Origin of the sequence: Dictyobacter alpinus (assembly GCF_003967575.1) — a bacterium.
Lineage (GTDB): Bacteria > Chloroflexota > Ktedonobacteria > Ktedonobacterales > Ktedonobacteraceae > Dictyobacter > Dictyobacter alpinus.
Genome location: NZ_BIFT01000001.1, coordinates 4685686 through 4702502 on the forward strand (window position 1 = coordinate 4685686; position 16817 = coordinate 4702502).

The 16817-nt window shown below is 53.3% G+C and carries 14 protein-coding genes; 9 read left to right on the plus strand and 5 right to left on the minus strand.

Annotated features, from left to right (window positions below):
• Positions 1 to 707 precede the first annotated feature (707 nt).
• On the plus strand, positions 708 to 2096 hold the full coding sequence (locus EL633_RS18535) for a GTPase (RefSeq protein WP_161982245.1): 1389 nt from the start codon (positions 708 to 710) through the stop codon (positions 2094 to 2096).
• 47 nt (positions 2097 to 2143) lie between these two features.
• On the opposite strand, the gene EL633_RS18540 is transcribed toward EL633_RS18535, so the two are convergent.
• Positions 2144 to 2767, minus strand: coding sequence for a helix-hairpin-helix domain-containing protein (locus EL633_RS18540; RefSeq protein WP_126628610.1), 624 nt, complete (start codon positions 2765 to 2767; stop codon positions 2144 to 2146).
• Between the two features lie 234 nt (positions 2768 to 3001).
• Here EL633_RS18540 and EL633_RS18545 point away from each other — a divergent pair, with 234 nt between their 5' ends.
• The 4 genes from EL633_RS18545 (at position 3002) to EL633_RS18560 (ending at position 6989) form a co-directional block, all read left to right on the plus strand.
• The gene (locus EL633_RS18545; RefSeq protein WP_126628611.1) at positions 3002 to 3733 is read left to right on the plus strand and encodes a spheroidene monooxygenase; all 732 of its coding nucleotides are present in this window, start codon (positions 3002 to 3004) and stop codon (positions 3731 to 3733) included.
• Between the two features lie 295 nt (positions 3734 to 4028).
• Positions 4029 to 5273, plus strand: coding sequence for an NAD(P)/FAD-dependent oxidoreductase (locus EL633_RS18550; protein WP_126628612.1), 1245 nt, complete (start codon positions 4029 to 4031; stop codon positions 5271 to 5273).
• Positions 5274 to 5384: 111 nt separating this feature from the next.
• On the plus strand, positions 5385 to 5666 hold the full coding sequence (locus EL633_RS18555; RefSeq protein WP_246039166.1) for a mycoredoxin: 282 nt from the start codon (positions 5385 to 5387) through the stop codon (positions 5664 to 5666).
• Between the two features lie 150 nt (positions 5667 to 5816).
• Positions 5817 to 6989, plus strand: coding sequence for a cysteine desulfurase family protein (locus EL633_RS18560; protein ID WP_126628613.1), 1173 nt, complete (start codon positions 5817 to 5819; stop codon positions 6987 to 6989).
• Between the two features lie 88 nt (positions 6990 to 7077).
• Here the strand turns inward: EL633_RS18560 and gnd are convergent, their stop codons facing one another.
• The 3 genes from gnd to EL633_RS18575 all read right to left on the minus strand — a co-directional run bounded on the left by gnd (position 7078) and on the right by EL633_RS18575 (position 10947).
• A complete protein-coding gene (gnd, locus tag EL633_RS18565) occupies positions 7078 to 8094 on the minus strand; it encodes a phosphogluconate dehydrogenase (NAD(+)-dependent, decarboxylating) (RefSeq protein WP_126628614.1) in 1017 nt (338 codons plus the stop codon).
• Positions 8095 to 8501: 407 nt separating this feature from the next.
• Positions 8502 to 9431, minus strand: a complete 930-nt coding sequence (locus EL633_RS18570; protein WP_126628615.1) for a 2-deoxy-5-keto-D-gluconate 6-phosphate aldolase domain-containing protein — start codon at positions 9429 to 9431, stop codon at positions 8502 to 8504.
• Between the two features lie 94 nt (positions 9432 to 9525).
• Positions 9526 to 10947 carry an amino acid permease gene (locus EL633_RS18575; RefSeq protein ID WP_126628616.1) on the minus strand — a complete coding sequence of 474 codons (1422 nt, stop codon included), beginning with the start codon at positions 10945 to 10947 and terminating at the stop codon, positions 9526 to 9528.
• Between the two features lie 375 nt (positions 10948 to 11322).
• Between EL633_RS18575 and EL633_RS18580 the strand changes: the two genes are divergently transcribed.
• A complete protein-coding gene (locus EL633_RS18580; RefSeq protein WP_126628617.1) occupies positions 11323 to 11916 on the plus strand; it encodes a dihydrofolate reductase family protein in 594 nt (197 codons plus the stop codon).
• Between the two features lie 542 nt (positions 11917 to 12458).
• Here the strand turns inward: EL633_RS18580 and EL633_RS18585 are convergent.
• Positions 12459 to 13151, minus strand: coding sequence for an IclR family transcriptional regulator (locus tag EL633_RS18585; RefSeq protein WP_126628618.1), 693 nt, complete (start codon positions 13149 to 13151; stop codon positions 12459 to 12461).
• A 166-nt stretch (positions 13152 to 13317) separates the two neighbouring features.
• Here EL633_RS18585 and hppD point away from each other — a divergent pair, with 166 nt between their 5' ends.
• From hppD to EL633_RS18600, 3 genes are read left to right on the plus strand one after another with little or no spacing between them, the layout of a single operon-like run.
• Positions 13318 to 14421: a 4-hydroxyphenylpyruvate dioxygenase gene (gene hppD / locus EL633_RS18590; RefSeq protein WP_126628619.1), complete on the plus strand. Its 1104-nt coding sequence runs from the start codon at positions 13318 to 13320 to the stop codon at positions 14419 to 14421.
• Positions 14422 to 15315 carry a fumarylacetoacetate hydrolase family protein gene (locus EL633_RS18595; RefSeq protein ID WP_126628620.1) on the plus strand — a complete coding sequence of 298 codons (894 nt, stop codon included), beginning with the start codon at positions 14422 to 14424 and terminating at the stop codon, positions 15313 to 15315.
• A gap of 45 nt (positions 15316 to 15360) precedes the next feature.
• Positions 15361 to 16521 carry a homogentisate 1,2-dioxygenase gene (locus EL633_RS18600; RefSeq protein ID WP_126628621.1) on the plus strand — a complete coding sequence of 387 codons (1161 nt, stop codon included), beginning with the start codon at positions 15361 to 15363 and terminating at the stop codon, positions 16519 to 16521.
• Positions 16522 to 16817 lie beyond the last annotated feature (296 nt).

Consider the following 16817-nt stretch of genomic DNA (forward strand, 5'->3'; position numbering starts at 1 on the left):
CCCCCAATATTTTTCGGTTAAGTACGTTGAGGGCCACGAAAACGGCGTGAAAAGCCACGAATCGATCGAGGAGAAGACGTAAAAAGCCAGCCGAGCGTACGTCGAGTGGGCGCCACACGCAAGGCCGGTATGCGGCGTGATCAAGGGCGAAACATGTTTAGAAAGCATCGCATGCCTGTGGCGCCTACACCGATCATCTTTCTTCAACCCTGATCGCTCGGGAACGTTTTGACCGGCAACCACATGTTCCTCATCACTGCCGCATCATCACCGTGATCGGTGTAGGCGCCACAGCGCTGCGCGTCGTTCTGACATTCTGGCCTACCAAACCTCAGCAGTGCGGCCTTGCGTGTGGCGCCCACTCGACGTACGGAACGTCGACTCATGTCGCCAGCTTAGCGTACCCAGCTCTATGTGACAACGTTGGCGGCTATCACTTTTCCCCTTGAAACAATATGAATTGACATCTTTTGTTAGAATCTAGCTGTTTTATCTGGTAACACTAATCTTATTAGCAGAAGGCTGGTTTATTATGTTTATTGTAGTAGAATAAGAGTGTGCAGGGTATGATAAACGGTACTTAGCATCTCTATCAATCACTATTCTGGACTGTTGCAATTGATGGAAAAGGCGAGGGAACGCACCGAATGTCAACTATCCAGCCAGGAAAATTGTGCTTGCTTCGCCACGACACTAAGGAGGGTGCAATGCTTGGTGATCCAAATGTGTATGATGGCCTAAAAATACTTTTGGCCGCCCTTGGGGAAGCGGTTACTGAAAAAAGTTTAGATGAGTTCGAGCGATTTCTTAAAAAGTTGCACACCAAAAAATCTGAATCTGCTAAACCAGAAAACGAAGAGGCGCGCATATTGTCACTTGCGTTGCTTAAACTGCAAAGGGGTGGTACCTATCCTCAGATTGCTGTAGTTGGGATGGTCTCTGCCGGTAAATCAACCCTGGTGAATACTTTGTTTGGTCTTCCAATCGCAGAAACCAAAATCACTCCTGATACAACCAAAGGAGTGCTGAGCGTTGGATATCAAAGTGGCCTGACTATCTATGATACACCTGGTATCTTTGGTGATGATAAATATCCTTATCATAATATAACACGGCTCTTCTTGAGCCTTTCTGAGGATAGTGACTATCCTCGTCCTATGGCTATTCCTCTACAAACCGTCCAATATGGTCATTCGCAACCGTCTGATGTTGACCAGATTGCACTTGATAATATTAAAAAGTACGCCCCCATCACGAACGTTCTCTGGGTGGTAAATGCCTCTCGCACGCTCACTGGTCCTGAAAAGAAGCTGTTAAGAACATTTTTCAAAGAACTTGAAGCTCAATATAAGGGACGCCTGGTCGTGGCAGGTACGCATTTAGATACACTGAACGATAAACCTCTGGATGAACGTAAGGAGATGCTACAACAGTGGTCGGAGGTTTCCAATGGTCAGCTTATCCCTATATCTTCAGTGACTGGAGAAGGCTTAGATCAATTAGTTAGGGTCCTCTTCGCGAGTCTGCCAGATCATACGCCGTTGAGTAAATTGCAAGAGTCGCTTATTGGGGCGCGCAAATTGAATCGGCTCTCCTTTGTGTTGGTAGAGATTAGTCGTATGCTGGCGTCAATTATGTTGCTGGATGGGACACAAATAGAGACGATACAGGTCACTTTGATTGAAATGTTTATCCTGATCTGCGATCATTATGGTGTAGATCAGGATACCTGGCAGCGATATAGTGGAGACGCAATACGCATTGGGCGTGAGGTGCAAAGTATTGGTGCGAATAAAGCCCGAAAGTTGCGCGATCCCAAAGGATTCTGGGAGCGCCTAAGGTTTGTCTTTGGGGCGAAATTCTTTGATACGGTTACGGAATTCCATGCACTGGGAGTAGATGGTTTGAAAGAGTTACTTCCAATGGTGTATCTTACCATTTATGACTTTGAAAGATCTTCCCAGGCGGCGTTCTCTAAAGAAGATATTCAGAAATTGGTTGAAGTGCATGTAATGCCTCTTATTCAGGATCATGATGAGGGAAGGCTGACTATTATTATTAATAGGCTCCTTATATCCCTGTTCGAGACTTTATAAGTTTTGGGGGAGACCACTGGTCTCCCTGTTCAAACGAGACGCCGCACTCATGCTGCACCGAGGGGTATCAGGTGTGAGGCCAGTTTGCTCTTGGGCATCATCTGCTCGGCGGCGGCTTTGAGTCGGGCCTCGCTACGGATGCCAAAGCCTGCTAGCTGACGAATCTCATGCTGGTTCGCGGCCATCCACAGCTTCTCGACGCTATCGATGCCAAGTTCCTGGTACAGGCGAATCGCGGTATAGACTCCGATATGTTCCACGGCCATCAGGGCGCGTACACCCTGGGGTAGGGTATCCATATGGAAGCCATTGTTGATGGTCATCGTACCAAACTCAACCAGTTCGGTGATTCGTCCACGCAGCCGCTCACCCAGTCCGGGGATCTGCAGGCGTTCGCCACGGGCGAGAATGTCGGCCACAGGCTCCTGGAGGTCCAGAATGCCACGGGCGGCATTGCGATAGGCCTGGATCCGGTAGACGTTGCCGCTCTGGCTGGCTACCATATCCGCGATATTTGAGAGCACCTCGGCGATCTGCCGATTGGTGATCTTTGGTGCCTGCTCAGTCTCAACCTCCATGCCGGGCAACGTAGGTTGAGCTGCCCGCTTGCTACGTCTGGGCATAATGGTTGGCATAATCTGCACGGTCTGGGTAATTTGTATTATACTCATGTGTACGTTGCTCCCCTTTTCCTCAGTGTGGTATCTGTCTTATATGTATAGATATTCTTTTTCAGGCTAACAAAAATGGAGAATATACGGGGGTATCTATCTACGAGGAAGCTTGAATTTTTAGGGGAATAACCTCTTGAAATCTTGTTCTAATTATAGCATAAAAACAGTGCTCGCGTCAAGAAAATAGCGCCTTCGCGCCACATTGACCGGCCAGCAAATTGAGGATAAATTATGATCATTGATGACCAGCAGCCAGTCGTTGCTTTTACCTTATCTCGCTATCCCCGTCGCTATAGCGGCAGCCATGTTCTGGCCCACCTGGGACTCGATCGCTGGCCGCTCATGCATACTGAAGGACTGACTTTCTGGCGCTTGCTTGGTGTCGGACAGGGCCGTGTGTTTGATCCTCATGCCGATCTACAGCGTTCAGCCCTCTTTACCGTCTGGCGCTCTCTTGCCGACCTGAAGCGCTTTGAGGCCCATTCAAAGCTCATGCAACGCATCCACCAGCGCTCCGAGGAATCCTGGACCGTCCACATGTTGCCGGTAACCTGGCACGGAGAGTGGGGTAGCCGTGATCCCCTGCGCGCCTTCACACCAGCCCCTGCTCCCCAGGAAGGTCCCTGGATCATCCTGACCCGTGCTACTATCTATTCCTCTAAGATCAGAGCCTTCCTTGGAGCTGTCCCGGCCGTAGCGGAAGAGCTACTGCAACAGCCGACCCTCATCAACTCAGTCGGCGTTGGAGAGGCCCCCCTGCTCTACCAGGCCACGCTCAGCCTCTGGACATCCCTCCCTGCCATCAAAACCTTCGCCTACGGGCCAACCACCCCCCACAACCACGTCATTCGCCGTACCCGCCAGGAACACTGGTACCGTGAAGAACTCTTCGCCCGCTTCCGCCCCCTTGCCTCCTACGGTACCTGGGACGGTATCAACCCGCTCCCATCCTTTGCCCCGTGAATGGTTGCTAGCGAGCATACGAGGTGAGAGCGGCTCGACAGGATTATCCATTATGGAGGTGGGCCACTGGGGCGGTCGCGACCGCCCCAGTGGCCCACCTCCATAAAAAAAGCGAGCGCTGCAGGCGCGAGGCGTATGCCATTGAAGCAAACAAAGAACTAGACAGTATGCTGCAATTCAACTATACTTAGCTCGATAAGAACGAGAACGAACCTTCTCCGATTTCTTGCAATTCACAAGAAATCATTGCTGTAGTTCTACAAATTATGCATCATTCTCCTAAAGAAGGACTTCCATGTCAGACGATTATAATGTGCTCGTGGTGGGCGGCGGACCCGCTGGATTGGCGGCGGCTGAAGCGGCTGCTAAGCGGGGCGTACGCACACTGGTCTTAGAGCGCCAGAACGAAATTGGTTACCCCATTCATACCAGTGGGGGGAGCTGGGTCAAAGATATGCAGACCCTGGGCATCCCTGAACACCTGTACCATCCCGTGAAAACGGTTTATTTCTTGACCCCACATCGCGAGGTACCTTTCCACTATAATCCTGCGGTGGCCTGTGTGGTCGATATCCGTGGTCTCTATCAGCATCTGGCTGCCCGTGCGGTAGCCGCTGGCGCTGAACTGCGTGTACGCCATACGGTTGAGCAGGCCTTACAAGAGAATGGCCGCATGATCGGTGTAACGGCCAAATCACATGTGAGCGAGCGCCTGACGATCAATGCGGATGTGACTATTGATGCTTCCGGCTTCGCGCGCCATATTGGTGTGCGTACAGATATGGGTGGCGCGTTCCATCGCTATGGTTTTGGGGCGGAATACGATCTGTATGCTCCTAACTATCCTCAGGATGAGCTCTTTCTGATTATGGGTAGTGCTTATGCACCTCAGGGCTATGCCTGGGCCTTCCCACGTGGCAATGGCCGCGTACGCCTGGGTGTTGGCGTCATCCATCCTGATAACGATGCGGATGCCCGCGTCTATCTGGATCGTATTATGCGTGAGATTCCCCAGCTGGCGACGCGCTTCAAGGGTGCGAGTCCATTGGAGTACCATACCGGCCTCTTCCCATCCGAGGGCGCTCTGCCCAGCTTTTCGCGTGATGGCTTGCTGCTGGCCGGTGATGCTGGCGGCCATGGATCGACGTTGGTCGGTGAAGGGATCCGCTTCGCGATCTATTCGGGCCAGATGGCCGGTGAGACGGCTGCCGATGCAGTGAAAGCCGGTGATACCTCGGCCGCCTTTCTGTCGAGCTTCGATCAGCGCTGGCGCTCACGTTTCGCGCGCGATATGGATATCGCCTATATGATCAATAAACATATCGCCGCCTATAGCGATGCTCAATGGGATAGTTCGTTGGATCTACTCAAGCGCCTGACACCAGCCCAGGCAGCTCAGGCCCTGCGTGGCGATTTTACCGCCAGCCTGGTCATGGGTGTCCTGGCCCGCAACCCCTCACTGATCGCCACCGGTGGCAAGCGCTTCCTCGACAAGATGCTGGAGCGCATCAATAAGCCGGTCTCGGTAGCTGTGGAATAGGCTCGCAGATAGATAAATAATGTATGGGAATAAGTGCTTTACGCGCCGTGTTAGAAATAACAGATAAGCAAAATTTCCATTCTATCTGCTAGTATTCGAAGGAGTAAAGTGGTGTCAGAAGTTACTAATGAGACTCCAAATGCACAAAATAAAATAACTATGTATGCAACAACATGGTGTGGTGATTGCCGCAATGCCAAACGTTGGTTTGACTCTCACGGTATCGCTTACGATTATATCAACATCGAGGAAAACGAGCAGGCGGCCGAGTACGTCGTCAAAGTAAATAATGGTGCCAGCTCGGTTCCAACCATTGTTTTTCCTGACGGCTCCATCCTGGTCGAGCCCAGTTCCCGCGAACTGGCTGCCAAGTTCCCTGAACTGGCCAAATAAGCTAGTTGTAATACCCCTTAAAGCTCCTGCACAAACATGCGTGTAGGAGCTTTTTCTCTTTCTATTTCGTGCTCTATACAGGCGCGTTATGCTGTAAGTATGAGGAAAGTACATCCAGCGTATTGTTGTTAGTTGGAAGGGATTTACACCATGACTCATCCTGGTTTACAAGACGGCCCGATCTACCTCGATTATAATGCGACTACGCCGATTGATCCAGCGGTGGTGGATGCGATGTTGCCGTATTTAACTACGTACTTCGGCAATCCATCCAGTGCCCATGCCTATGCTGAGACGACGCGTGCCGCGATGGCTACGGCGCGTGAGCAGGTGGCGTCCCTGCTAGGATGCGCGCAGGATGAGATTATTTTTACGGGCTCGGGCACTGAAAGTGATGCCCTGGCTATTCGTGGGGCGGCCCTGGCTAATCGTTTCCATGGCAACCATATCATTACCCAGGTCAGTGAGCATCCCGCCGTCCTCAACGTTTGTAAGTCCCTGACGCGGCTCCACGGCTTGCGCGTGACCTATCTGCCCGTGGACAAGTATGGTCGCATCGATCCCGCGGAAGTTGCGGCGGCCATCGAGGAACAAACGACGCTGATCTCGATTATGTATGCCAACAACGAGACCGGCACGATCCAGCCGATTTCTGAACTGGCTGATCTGGCCCGTCGTCATCGCATTCTACTGCACACCGATGCCTCACAGGCGGTCGGCAAGATTCCGACCGATGTCCAGTCGCTTGGTGTGGATTTCTTGACTATTGCCGGCCATAAACTCTATGCGCCCAAAGGTATTGGTGCCCTTTATGTGCGCCGTGGCCTGCAATTGGAGCCGCTCCTCTATGGTGGTGGACAAGAGCATGGCCTGCGTGCCGGGACCGAGAATGTGGCTTATATGGTTGCACTGGGCGCGGCCTCTGTCTTGGCCCGTGAACAACTGGCGCTCAGCCAGCCGCGCCTGCAAAAGTTGCGTGACCAGCTCCAGCAGAAGCTTGAGCAGCGCCTGCCCCATTCCGTCCACCTCAACGGACATCCTACTGATCGCTTGCCTAATACGCTCAATATCAGCATCGACGGGATTCTGGGAGAAGAAGTGTTGGCCGCCATGCCTGGTATTGCTAGCTCGACCGGCTCGGCCTGCCATGAAGGCAAAACCGATCCTTCGGCCGTCCTCAGCGCCATGGGCCAATCCCGTGAACGTGCCCTTGGTGCCCTGCGCCTCACCCTGGGCCGCTGGACTACCGCCAAAGAAATCAATGCCGCCGCCGACCAGATCGCCCAGACCGTCCAGACCCAATGGAAGAGCCGCGACGCCTGAGTGCTATAAGCACGTCTTCTGCCAATAAAAAAAGCCGGGCCTCTTCTAATCAGAAGAGGCCCGGCGCTTGTGGTGGTGGATAGAAAAACTATCGCTCGTGGTGTCCACCGAACTGGAAGCGCATGGCCGATAGAACCTTGTTGGCGAATTCGGCCTGACCACGGGACTCGAAGCGGTCGTAGAGGGCGGCGCTCAGGACGTGAGCAGGGACGCCTTCGTCGATGGCGGCTTTGATGGTCCAGCGACCCTCACCGGAGTCGGCGACACGACCGGAGAAATTGGAGAGGGTTGGGTTCTCCTGGAAGGATTGCGCGGTCAGGTCGAGCAGCCATGAGCTGATGACACTACCACGGCGCCACAACTCGGAGATCTCTGGCAGGTCCATGTCGTACTGATAGTGCTCTGGGCTCTGTACCGGAGCGGTCTCGGCGTCGACCATGTGGGTGTTTTTGCCGATGTTTGCGTTATGCAGGATGTTCAATCCTTCAGCATAGGCAGCCATGACTCCGTACTCAATGCCGTTGTGGACCATTTTGACGAAGTGGCCGGCACCGTGAGGGCCACAATGCAGGTAGCCTTCCTCAGCTGTACCCTTGTTTTCTGGACGGCCAGGGGTGCGGTCAATCGCACCAACGCCAGGTGCCAGGGTTTTGAAGATGGGATCGAGGTATTTTACGATTTCGTCTTCGCCACCGATCATCTGGCAGTAACCACGCTCCAGGCCCCATACGCCACCGCTGGTTCCGCAGTCAACGTAGTGGATCTTGTGCTTCTCAAGCTCGGCTGCGCGGCGGATATCATCCTGATAATTGGAATTTCCTCCGTCTACGAGGATGTCTCCCTCTGACAGGTGGGGCAGCAGTTGGGCGATGGTGTCATCAACCGAAGCGGCAGGAACCATCAGCCAGAGGATGCGGGGAGAGCTGTTGAGCTGTTTGACGACATCTTCTAATGAAGTTGCGCCGCTGCTGATGGCACCTTCCTTCACGCGCTGCTCAACGGTCGAAGCTGTACGGGCATAACCCACAACCTTATGTCCAGCACGCAGCAATCTCTGGGCCATATTGGCACCCATGCGGCCAATTCCAATCATTCCAAGTTCCATTGTAAGATGTTCCTTTCTTTAATTGCATATGTTTACATCTTTGCACGAAGATCTCTTCTCTTATGCAAACACAGCAGAAAAATATCATGCTTTGTTAATCGTTAGCCATAGCTCATACGATTGTTTTATCATCGCATGTCCACTCAATCGAAGGGCCGAGCCGCTTACGGTGAACGCTGACTCTGCTTCTACCTTGAGTATGCTTGTTCTTTTGCGCATATATTTACCAAGCAATACTATACCACGTTTGAGAATTACTCGCAGGCAATTCTCTGGCTTTTTGCTGTACATGCTGAAGCACCGATCAGCTCCTGGAGACGCTTCAGCCTGCTTTGTCTTTTTTTGTAGACGCGTGAAAATGGGCTGAAGGATTGTTTGGGGCAGATCGGTTTTTCTGCTCTTGTCAATTATGTGTTTTTTGCGCTTGCTTGCTTTGCTTCTTGAAAGACGCGGATCCACTGCTCAAAGCGTCGGGCGATCTCGGCGGCTGCGTCCTTTTCTGATATTTTGTGCTCCTCTACATCTTTGATCGGTTGCCAGAAGCTGGTGCGACCGACGGCAAAGCCGATAAAGCCAGGCACGGCGGCGGCCGTTTGTAGCCATTGAACGACGTGCTCCTCCTCGGCACCACGTCCAAGTACGATCAGTCCGACATTGTCCCGACCATCGCGCCGCGCGACCTCAACCGTCTTCTCGCAGTCCTCGCGTCTATCCAGTCCCTCGATCTTCCAGACATCGGGCTCGACACCTGCATCCTGGCAGGCGCGGATCGCCTGGCGTACCAGTTGTGGGCGCAACTCTAGATCATAGGCGGCCTTGTCACCATGAAAGCGGGCCAGTTGTTCTTTTTCTGCTGGTACCAGTAGTTCAAACATAAATAGGCGCTTGCTCTGTGTCAGGTAGTCCGAGAGCTTTTTGAGCCGCTCTAACTGGCGTTTATTCATCTCTACATCGCCCTCTGGATTAAAGCGTACCAGGACCTTGGCGAAGGTGGGTGAGAATTGTTCGATATGTTTGGGAAAGTCATCTCCATAAATGAAATCGAATTCTTCCTGTCCGCTCTTCTCGACTGAGACGGCGGTGATAAAGCCATGTTTGACGGCGTCACGTAAGACGTCGGTCCCGAATTGCTCGTCGACCAGTACGCCTACGTTCTCTTTGGCTACATGGTCCCCGATGGCGTCCTGAAAACCTGTATAGATGATCCATTTGCTATGGGCGACCTCGGCCGTCTGTTCAGGTGTCAGTGGCTCATGCCAGCCGAAGAGTCCTGACTCATAGGAGGCACGATGATCGAATGGAAGTATGTATAATGGTTTGGTGTACCCTGTAACCATGGTGTGTTACCTTTCTTTATCTGGAGTGGTTGCATAAAAAAGAACCCTCGTTGTGTATCACGAAGGTTCTTTTCATTGGTTTCAATGCCTGAATTTATGTGGTCTGGTTGCCACGTTCAAGATGACTTGCTCGTCTGCTATATACAAAGTAAACAACCAGCCCAATCGCCAGCCAGACGAAGAAGCGTAGGATGGTGACCCGGGGCAGGCTCACGATCAGCACCAGTGAGGCGATGATTGAGAGGATCGGGAGCACCGGTACAAATGGCACACGGAAGCCGCGCCTCAGATCGGGCTGGGTCCGCCTCAATACCAGGATGGCCGCCGATACCAGCACAAACGCGGTCAGGGTACCGATGTTGGTGAGTTCCGCCACGATATCGATGGGGGTCAGGCCTGCGACCACGGCAACAACGACTCCAATCAGGATACTCGACAGGTAGGGAGTGCTAAAGCGTGGGTGGATGCGTGAGAAGAGGGCTGGCAGCAGTCCATCACGTGACATCGAGAAGAAGATGCGGCTCTGCCCGTAGAGCAGGACCAGCAGGACGGTGGTGAGTCCACACAGCGCGCCGATCGAGATGATTGCTCCAGCTGCATTGAGTCCTTGCAGGATCAAAGCATGCGAGACGGGAGAAGGTACATCGAGCTTTGTGTATGAGACCATGCCGGTCAGGATGCCGGTAACCAGAATGTAGAGGACGGTACAGATGATCAGGCTAAGGAAGATGCCCAGCGGTAGGTCTCTGCTAGGATTGCGTGCCTCTTCGGCTGAGGTCGAAACCTGGTCAAAGCCGATATAGGCGAAGAAGATGATACTGGCGCCGCTGAACACGCCGCCTGGTCCAAATGGCAGGAATGGATGCCAGTTGGCAGGATTGACATGGAAGATACCTATGCCAATAAAGAAAAGGATCACTGCCAGCTTGACGCCGACCATAATATTGTTGAATTTTGAGCTCTCGGATGTGCCGCGTACCAGTATTGCGGTGAGGATCAGCACAATCAGGACCGCCGGGAGATTCACGATGCCGCCGGAGAAGGGCGAGGCGGTCAACGCATGCGGGACCGTGATGCCAAACAGGCTTTTCATCAGGTCGGTAAAGTAGCCGGCCCAGCCGATACTGACCGCGGCCGCGCCTACTGCGTATTCCAATATCAGGTCCCAGCCAATAATCCAGGCGATCAATTCGCCTAGTGAGGCATACGAGTAGGTATAGGCGCTACCCGCAATCGGCACACTACTCGCGAATTCCGCATAGCAGATGGCCGCCAGACCGCTGGCGATACCCGCCAGGATAAACGAGAGGATCAGGCCAGGGCCTGCGTATTTCGCGGCTGCCACGCCGGTCAATACAAAGATACCCGTGCCAACGATTGCCCCGACGCCCATGGCCGTGATACTCCATGGACCCAATGTTCGTTTAAGCGATGTTTTAGATGATTCCTCGCTTTGTTTTAAAATAAGATCGACTGGTTTTACGCGCCAGATACTATCACGTGTTCTAGTTGCCATAAATATTTCCTTTACTACTTTAAAGTATGCCAACGACATAAAAATGGCAGAAGGATGTTTTGCAGAACATAGCTGCTACATAAAAAAAAAGCGAAATTTATTCTCTCCTTAAGGATACGTTTGTGAGCGGAAAAACGTGACAGCCCTTGCTCGTGCCTCAGAGGCTGGTCAATGGTATACTGAGCGTGATCCTGCCGTCCCCATCGCGATGATTTTGCAGCCTGCTTGTGATACCCTGCATCTTGTTTGCTGCTGGCGAGATTGCCGGTTTTGTACCACCGTTTTAGAAAAGGTAGAGGTATCTACTTTTACGCATGTGTTTGTTTTTTTTTTAAGGAAGCTCCATTACGAGGAGCGTGATTACGAGGAGAAATTATGCGGAAGATCATTACCACTATGTGGGTTAGCCTGGATGGCTTTATTGCTGGTCCCAACGGCGAGATGGACTGGATTGGAGAGCTCTACGATGAGGCCATGGGCGAGTATCAGTTTGCGTTTGTTAGTTCAGCTGATACCCTCTTGCTTGGGCGCGTGACCTATCAGAGTTTTGCTGGCTCCTGGCCCCATGTTCCTGACAGTCCTACCGTCTCAGAGGGAGAGAAAGCCTATGCTCGCAAGCTTAACGCTCTGCAGAAAGTCGTTTTTTCCAAAACGCTCGATAGCGTGGAGTGGAACAACTCGCGCTTGCTAAGAGAAGTTAATCCAGCCGACATTGAGCAGTTGAAACAGGAGCCGGGACGCGACATCATCATCTATGGCAGCGCCACCCTGGTGCAAACGCTTACAAATCTTGGCTTGATCGATGAATATCAGATCCTGGTCCATCCAGTCATTTTAGGTGCTGGCAAGCCCCTGTTTAAAGATATTACCGACAAAGTGAAGCTGAAATTGGTCAATGCCACCACCAATCCATCCGGGGTCATCGTCCTTTCCTACCAGCCGCGTGCGGAGAGCGCCTCCACCCATTAAGCTGGAATGCACTCTATTTCATGGCAAGCTGCTGTGTATGCAGCTTGCTCGCACAGATCGGAAACCTCGGGTGCCATGCATGTTTTGCCAGCGTACCCATGAAGAGAATCCCCATCCTCCAACGATCCCTTCCCTCATCAAGACCCGGTTCCCGTAGATACGGCCCTCAGCGGCCGTTTGCCACCCGCCGCAGCGTAGTGGCCCAGTATCCCCGCGATCCAGGTCCCTTTAGCCAGACGCGTTCCCCAAAAGGAACCTCCCCATGGATGGTCTCACCCAGAGCGTATCGCAGGGGTTCCCTCTCTGGGCGAGGTGACAACTGTGGGGCAGCCGAACCGGTCAGATACAAGGCCACCACGCTGCGGCGGGTGGCAAACGGCCGCTGAGGGCCGTAACTACGTTGTGTTTTTCTGGGTTGTGATGCCCATGGTGCGCATGCCGTTGTAAAAAATGCCTGCCACCTGGAAATCTCATGTCCCATGTAAGTGGGAAGCAAAAAGCCGCGTAGCCGCCGATGTTCCTTAAATATGATTGTGTGGCGATCATAGTAATGCGGCTATGCGGCGGGCGGCGGCCAGGACGCGGGGGGAGACGCGGGCTTCGTCGATGGTGCCGAGGACGATGACGCCGATGCTGGCTTCGATCGGGCTACCGTCGAGGATGAGGGGAACGGCGAGGCCGCTGGCTCCGCTCTGGATCTCGTTCTGGCTGACGGCGTAGCCACGCTGGCGGGCCTGTCTGATCTGACTACGCTCGGCTGCCTGCGCGGGTCGGCTGGCCAGGATGGCGATGCCGGAGGCGCCCTGGTCGAGTGCGTGCCGGAAGCCGGCGCGATAGACGACATGCATATGGGTGTGGCTCGGCTCGATGGTGGTGAGTACCACGGCCTCGTCGCCATTGGCGGTGGTCAGATGGGTGGTGGCCCCCAGTTCCTCGGCGAGCCGCTTTAATTCCGGGGTGGCCGCGCTCTGCAAACGGGGAGAAATCCGCCGCGCCAGCTCGATTAATCCTGTCCCCAGTTTATAGCGACCGTCCTGCATGCGCTGTACCAGTCGGTGTTCAAGCAGTGTGTTGAGTAGCCGATAGCTTACAGTACGATGGATCGCTAAGCGCTTCGCCAGCTCCTGTACGCTAAGTCCTTCTGCTTCGGTTGCCAGGATCTCCAGCAGGCGTAATCCACGGTCCAATGTCTGGGAGGTCTCGCCACGCGCTGGTTCTGTTGGTTGTTCTGACATATTTTCCTCAATCCTTTATTGCTGCGCCTGCTTGATCTTGACATTCTATCACAGATCATGTACACCTAATATTGTAACTATTATCGGATTCAATGTTCGATTATCGAACAAAAAGACACGCTGCTGTGTCGCAACGTCTCTTATCAGCTCAGAAGGAGTCGATTCAATGGCCGATTATGATTTTATGCCAATCCAGAATTTTGATCATCTTGAATTTTACGTGGGTGATGCCCGGCAGGCGGCCTATTATTTCAGTCATGCCTGGGGTTTTGTGCCCGTTGCATATGCTGGCCTGGAAACAGGTATACGCGATCGTACGAGTTATGTGTTGGAGCAGGGCAATATTCGCTTTGTGCTGACATCCGCTATGGGACCTGAAGGCGAGATTGCGTCCCATGTGTATCTGCATGGGGATGGCGTGAAGGATGTGGCGTTCCGTGTTGAGAATGCGGAGCGGGCCTATCAGGAGGCTACCAGCCGGGGGGCGGAGGGTGTTATGGCGCCGACGGTGCGCAGTGATACCTATGGCTCGGTCAAGCTGGCTTCGATCAAGACCTATGGCGAGACGATCCATACCTTTGTGGAGCGTCAGGATTATAAAGGGGCTTTCCTGCCTGGTTTTCGCGCGGTGGATGGGAAGTTGCCACGCCGTGCTCGTCCCGCTGGTCTGGCTGGCATCGACCATGTGGTTGGCAATGTTGAGCTTGGTAAGATGAATGACTGGGTCTCGTTCTATGAGCGCATCATGGGCTTTACCCAGATGATCCATTTTGATGATCGCCAGATCAGTACCGAGTATTCGGCCTTGATGTCCAAGGTGATGCAGAATGGCAGTGGCCGTATCAAGCTGCCAATCAATGAGCCTGCGCCGGGACGCCGCAAATCGCAGATTGAGGAGTATCTGGATTTCTATCGTACTCCTGGTGTGCAGCATCTGGCTCTAATCACGGACGATATCGTTGCGACGGTGCGTGACCTGAATGAGCGTGGTGTTGAGTTCTTGCAGACCCCTAAGAGTTATTATGAGGATGTCCTGGATCGTGTCGGTAAGATCGATGAGGACCTGCAACAGCTGGCGGACCTGAGTATCCTGGTGGATCATGATGAGGAAGGCTACTTGCTCCAGATCTTCTCCAAGCCGGTGGTCACTCGTCCGACGATCTTTTTTGAGATTATCCAGCGTAAGGGTGCGCGTGGCTTTGGTGAGGGGAACTTTAAGGCCTTATTTGAGGCTCTGGAGCGCGAGCAGGAACTGCGAGGCAATCTGTAGATGAAGCTGGTAACCGTTCAGGTTGGACAACAGACCTCGGCCGGCGTACTGCGGGGGGAGCGGGTGCTCCCCTTACCCTATCCTACTCTGCTGGAACTCTTACAGGATCCCGCTGGCCTGACTGTTGCGCGGCAGGTGTTAGACGATGCAGCTGACCCTGGTGTGGCGCTGGCTGCTGTCTCTCTGTTGCCACCTATCCCTGCTCCACCGACGCTGCGCGACTTCTATGCCTTTGAGCAGCATGTCAAGACTGCTCGTGCCCTGCGTGGCGCTGAGATGAATCCTACCTGGTATGAGATCCCGACCTTCTATTTCTCCAATACCAGCGAGATCTATGGCCATGACCAGCCTATCCTCTATCCTGTGGGTAGCCAGGAGCTGGATATCGAGCTAGAGATTGCCTGCGTGATTGGACGTGCCGGGAAAGATATTCCTGTGGATGAGGCGGCAGATTATATTGCGGGTTATACTATTATGAATGACTGGAGTGCCCGCGATTTTCAGCGGCTGGATATGCAGTTGAATCTTGGTCCTGGTAAGGGCAAGGATTTCGCGACCTCGATCGGACCCTGGCTGGTGACTCCTGATGAACTGGCTTCGCGCCGTACGGGCCATGGTGCCAGTGAGCGCTATGATATGACTATGCTGGCGCGGGTAGATGGGCAGGAGCTTTCACGTGGAAACTTTCAGCAGATCTACTATAGTTTTCCACAAATGATCGCGTACGCCTCGCGTAATGCGCGTCTGCGACCCGGTGATCTGATTGGCTCGGGTACCGTCGGCACCGGTTGTCTATTAGAACTCGGCACCAGTGTACATCCCTGGTTTCAACGTGGAGAAACAATCGAATTAGAAATTGAAGGTATCGGCGTATTACGTAATACGATTGTCTGATAATGTTGTGAACGGGCACTGAACGTGCTTTTCAGGAGGTCAAAGATGCCACCCTATCATCGCCTGGGGGAGATACCGCCCAAGAGACATACGCAATTTCGTAAGCCGGATGGCTCGCTTTACTCCGAGGAGCTATTTGGGACTGAGGGCTTCTCGAATAATTACTCGAACATCTATTATTATCATCCACCGACCCGTGTTGCGCGTGTGGAGCCATTCCAGCGCCGTAAACTGGAGAGCTGGCAGGAAGAGACGCATCGCCATCATCATCTCAAGACCGCTAACTTACAGCCGGGTGGAGATGCCGTGGGGGGCAATCAGATTCTGATGTATAACCATGATCTGACTATCGGCATTTCCCTGCCAACTGAGGAGATGAAGTATTATTACCGGGCTGGCGATGCAGATACAATGTACTTTGTACATGATGGTCATGGAACCCTGGAAACGACCTTTGGCCTGTTACCGTATCACGAAGGCGACTATATCATCATTCCTCGTGGCACTATCTATCGCTTCGATATTGCTCCGAACAGTGTCCAGAGCCGTTTCCTGGTTGTTGAGGCCCACGGCAGCATCGAGCCGCCGCGCCGCTATCTCAGTCCGAACGGTCAGCTACTAGAGCACTCGCCATACTGTGAACGCGATATACGTCGACCGCAAGAACTGGTCACCCACACCGAACAGGGCGACTTTGAGGTACGCCTCAAGGTCGGCGACCTGGTCACCAGCTACTGGTACGACTTCCATCCCTTCAACGTCGTTGGCTGGGACGGCTGTGAGTATCCCTGGATCTTCAATATCGCCGACTTCGAGCCTATCACTGGCCGTATCCATCAGCCCCCGCCAGTCCACCAGACCTTCCAGGGACCCAACTTCGTCGTCTGCTCCTTTGTGCCGCGCAAGCTGGACTACCATCCGCTCTCGATCCCTGTGCCCTACAACCACAGCAACATCGACAGCGACGAAATGCTCTATTACGTCAACGGCAACTTCGGCAGCCGACGTGGCATCGAACGTTCTTCCATCTCCCTGCACCCCCGAGGCATCCCGCACGGCCCTCATCCTGGAGCCGTCGAAAAGAGCCTTGGAGTCCAGCAAACCGAAGAACTCGCCGTCATGATCGACACCTTCCATCCACTCAACTACGCCGCCGTCGCCCAGACCATCGACGACGCCACCTACCCCTATAGCTGGATCCCCTAAACCACCGCAAAGGCCCGCCCTGTCAAAACACAGAGCGGGCCTTTCCATCCAATCTGTATGCTTTTCATCCCTCGTCTCCCGCACGGATCGGAAACCTTGGGTGCCATGCATTGTTTTGTTCCCCGTAGATACGACCGCTGAGGGTCGCATCTACGTCGCGTTTCTCTTGATGGTTACGCCCATGATACGCATTTCGCTGCAAAAAATTATAATGCCCGAGGGCGAGGCATCAAATGTACCCACCACGCCATAAAGTCGGAGTACCCGTGTACCGAAACGTATTGCGCCTTGTGGTT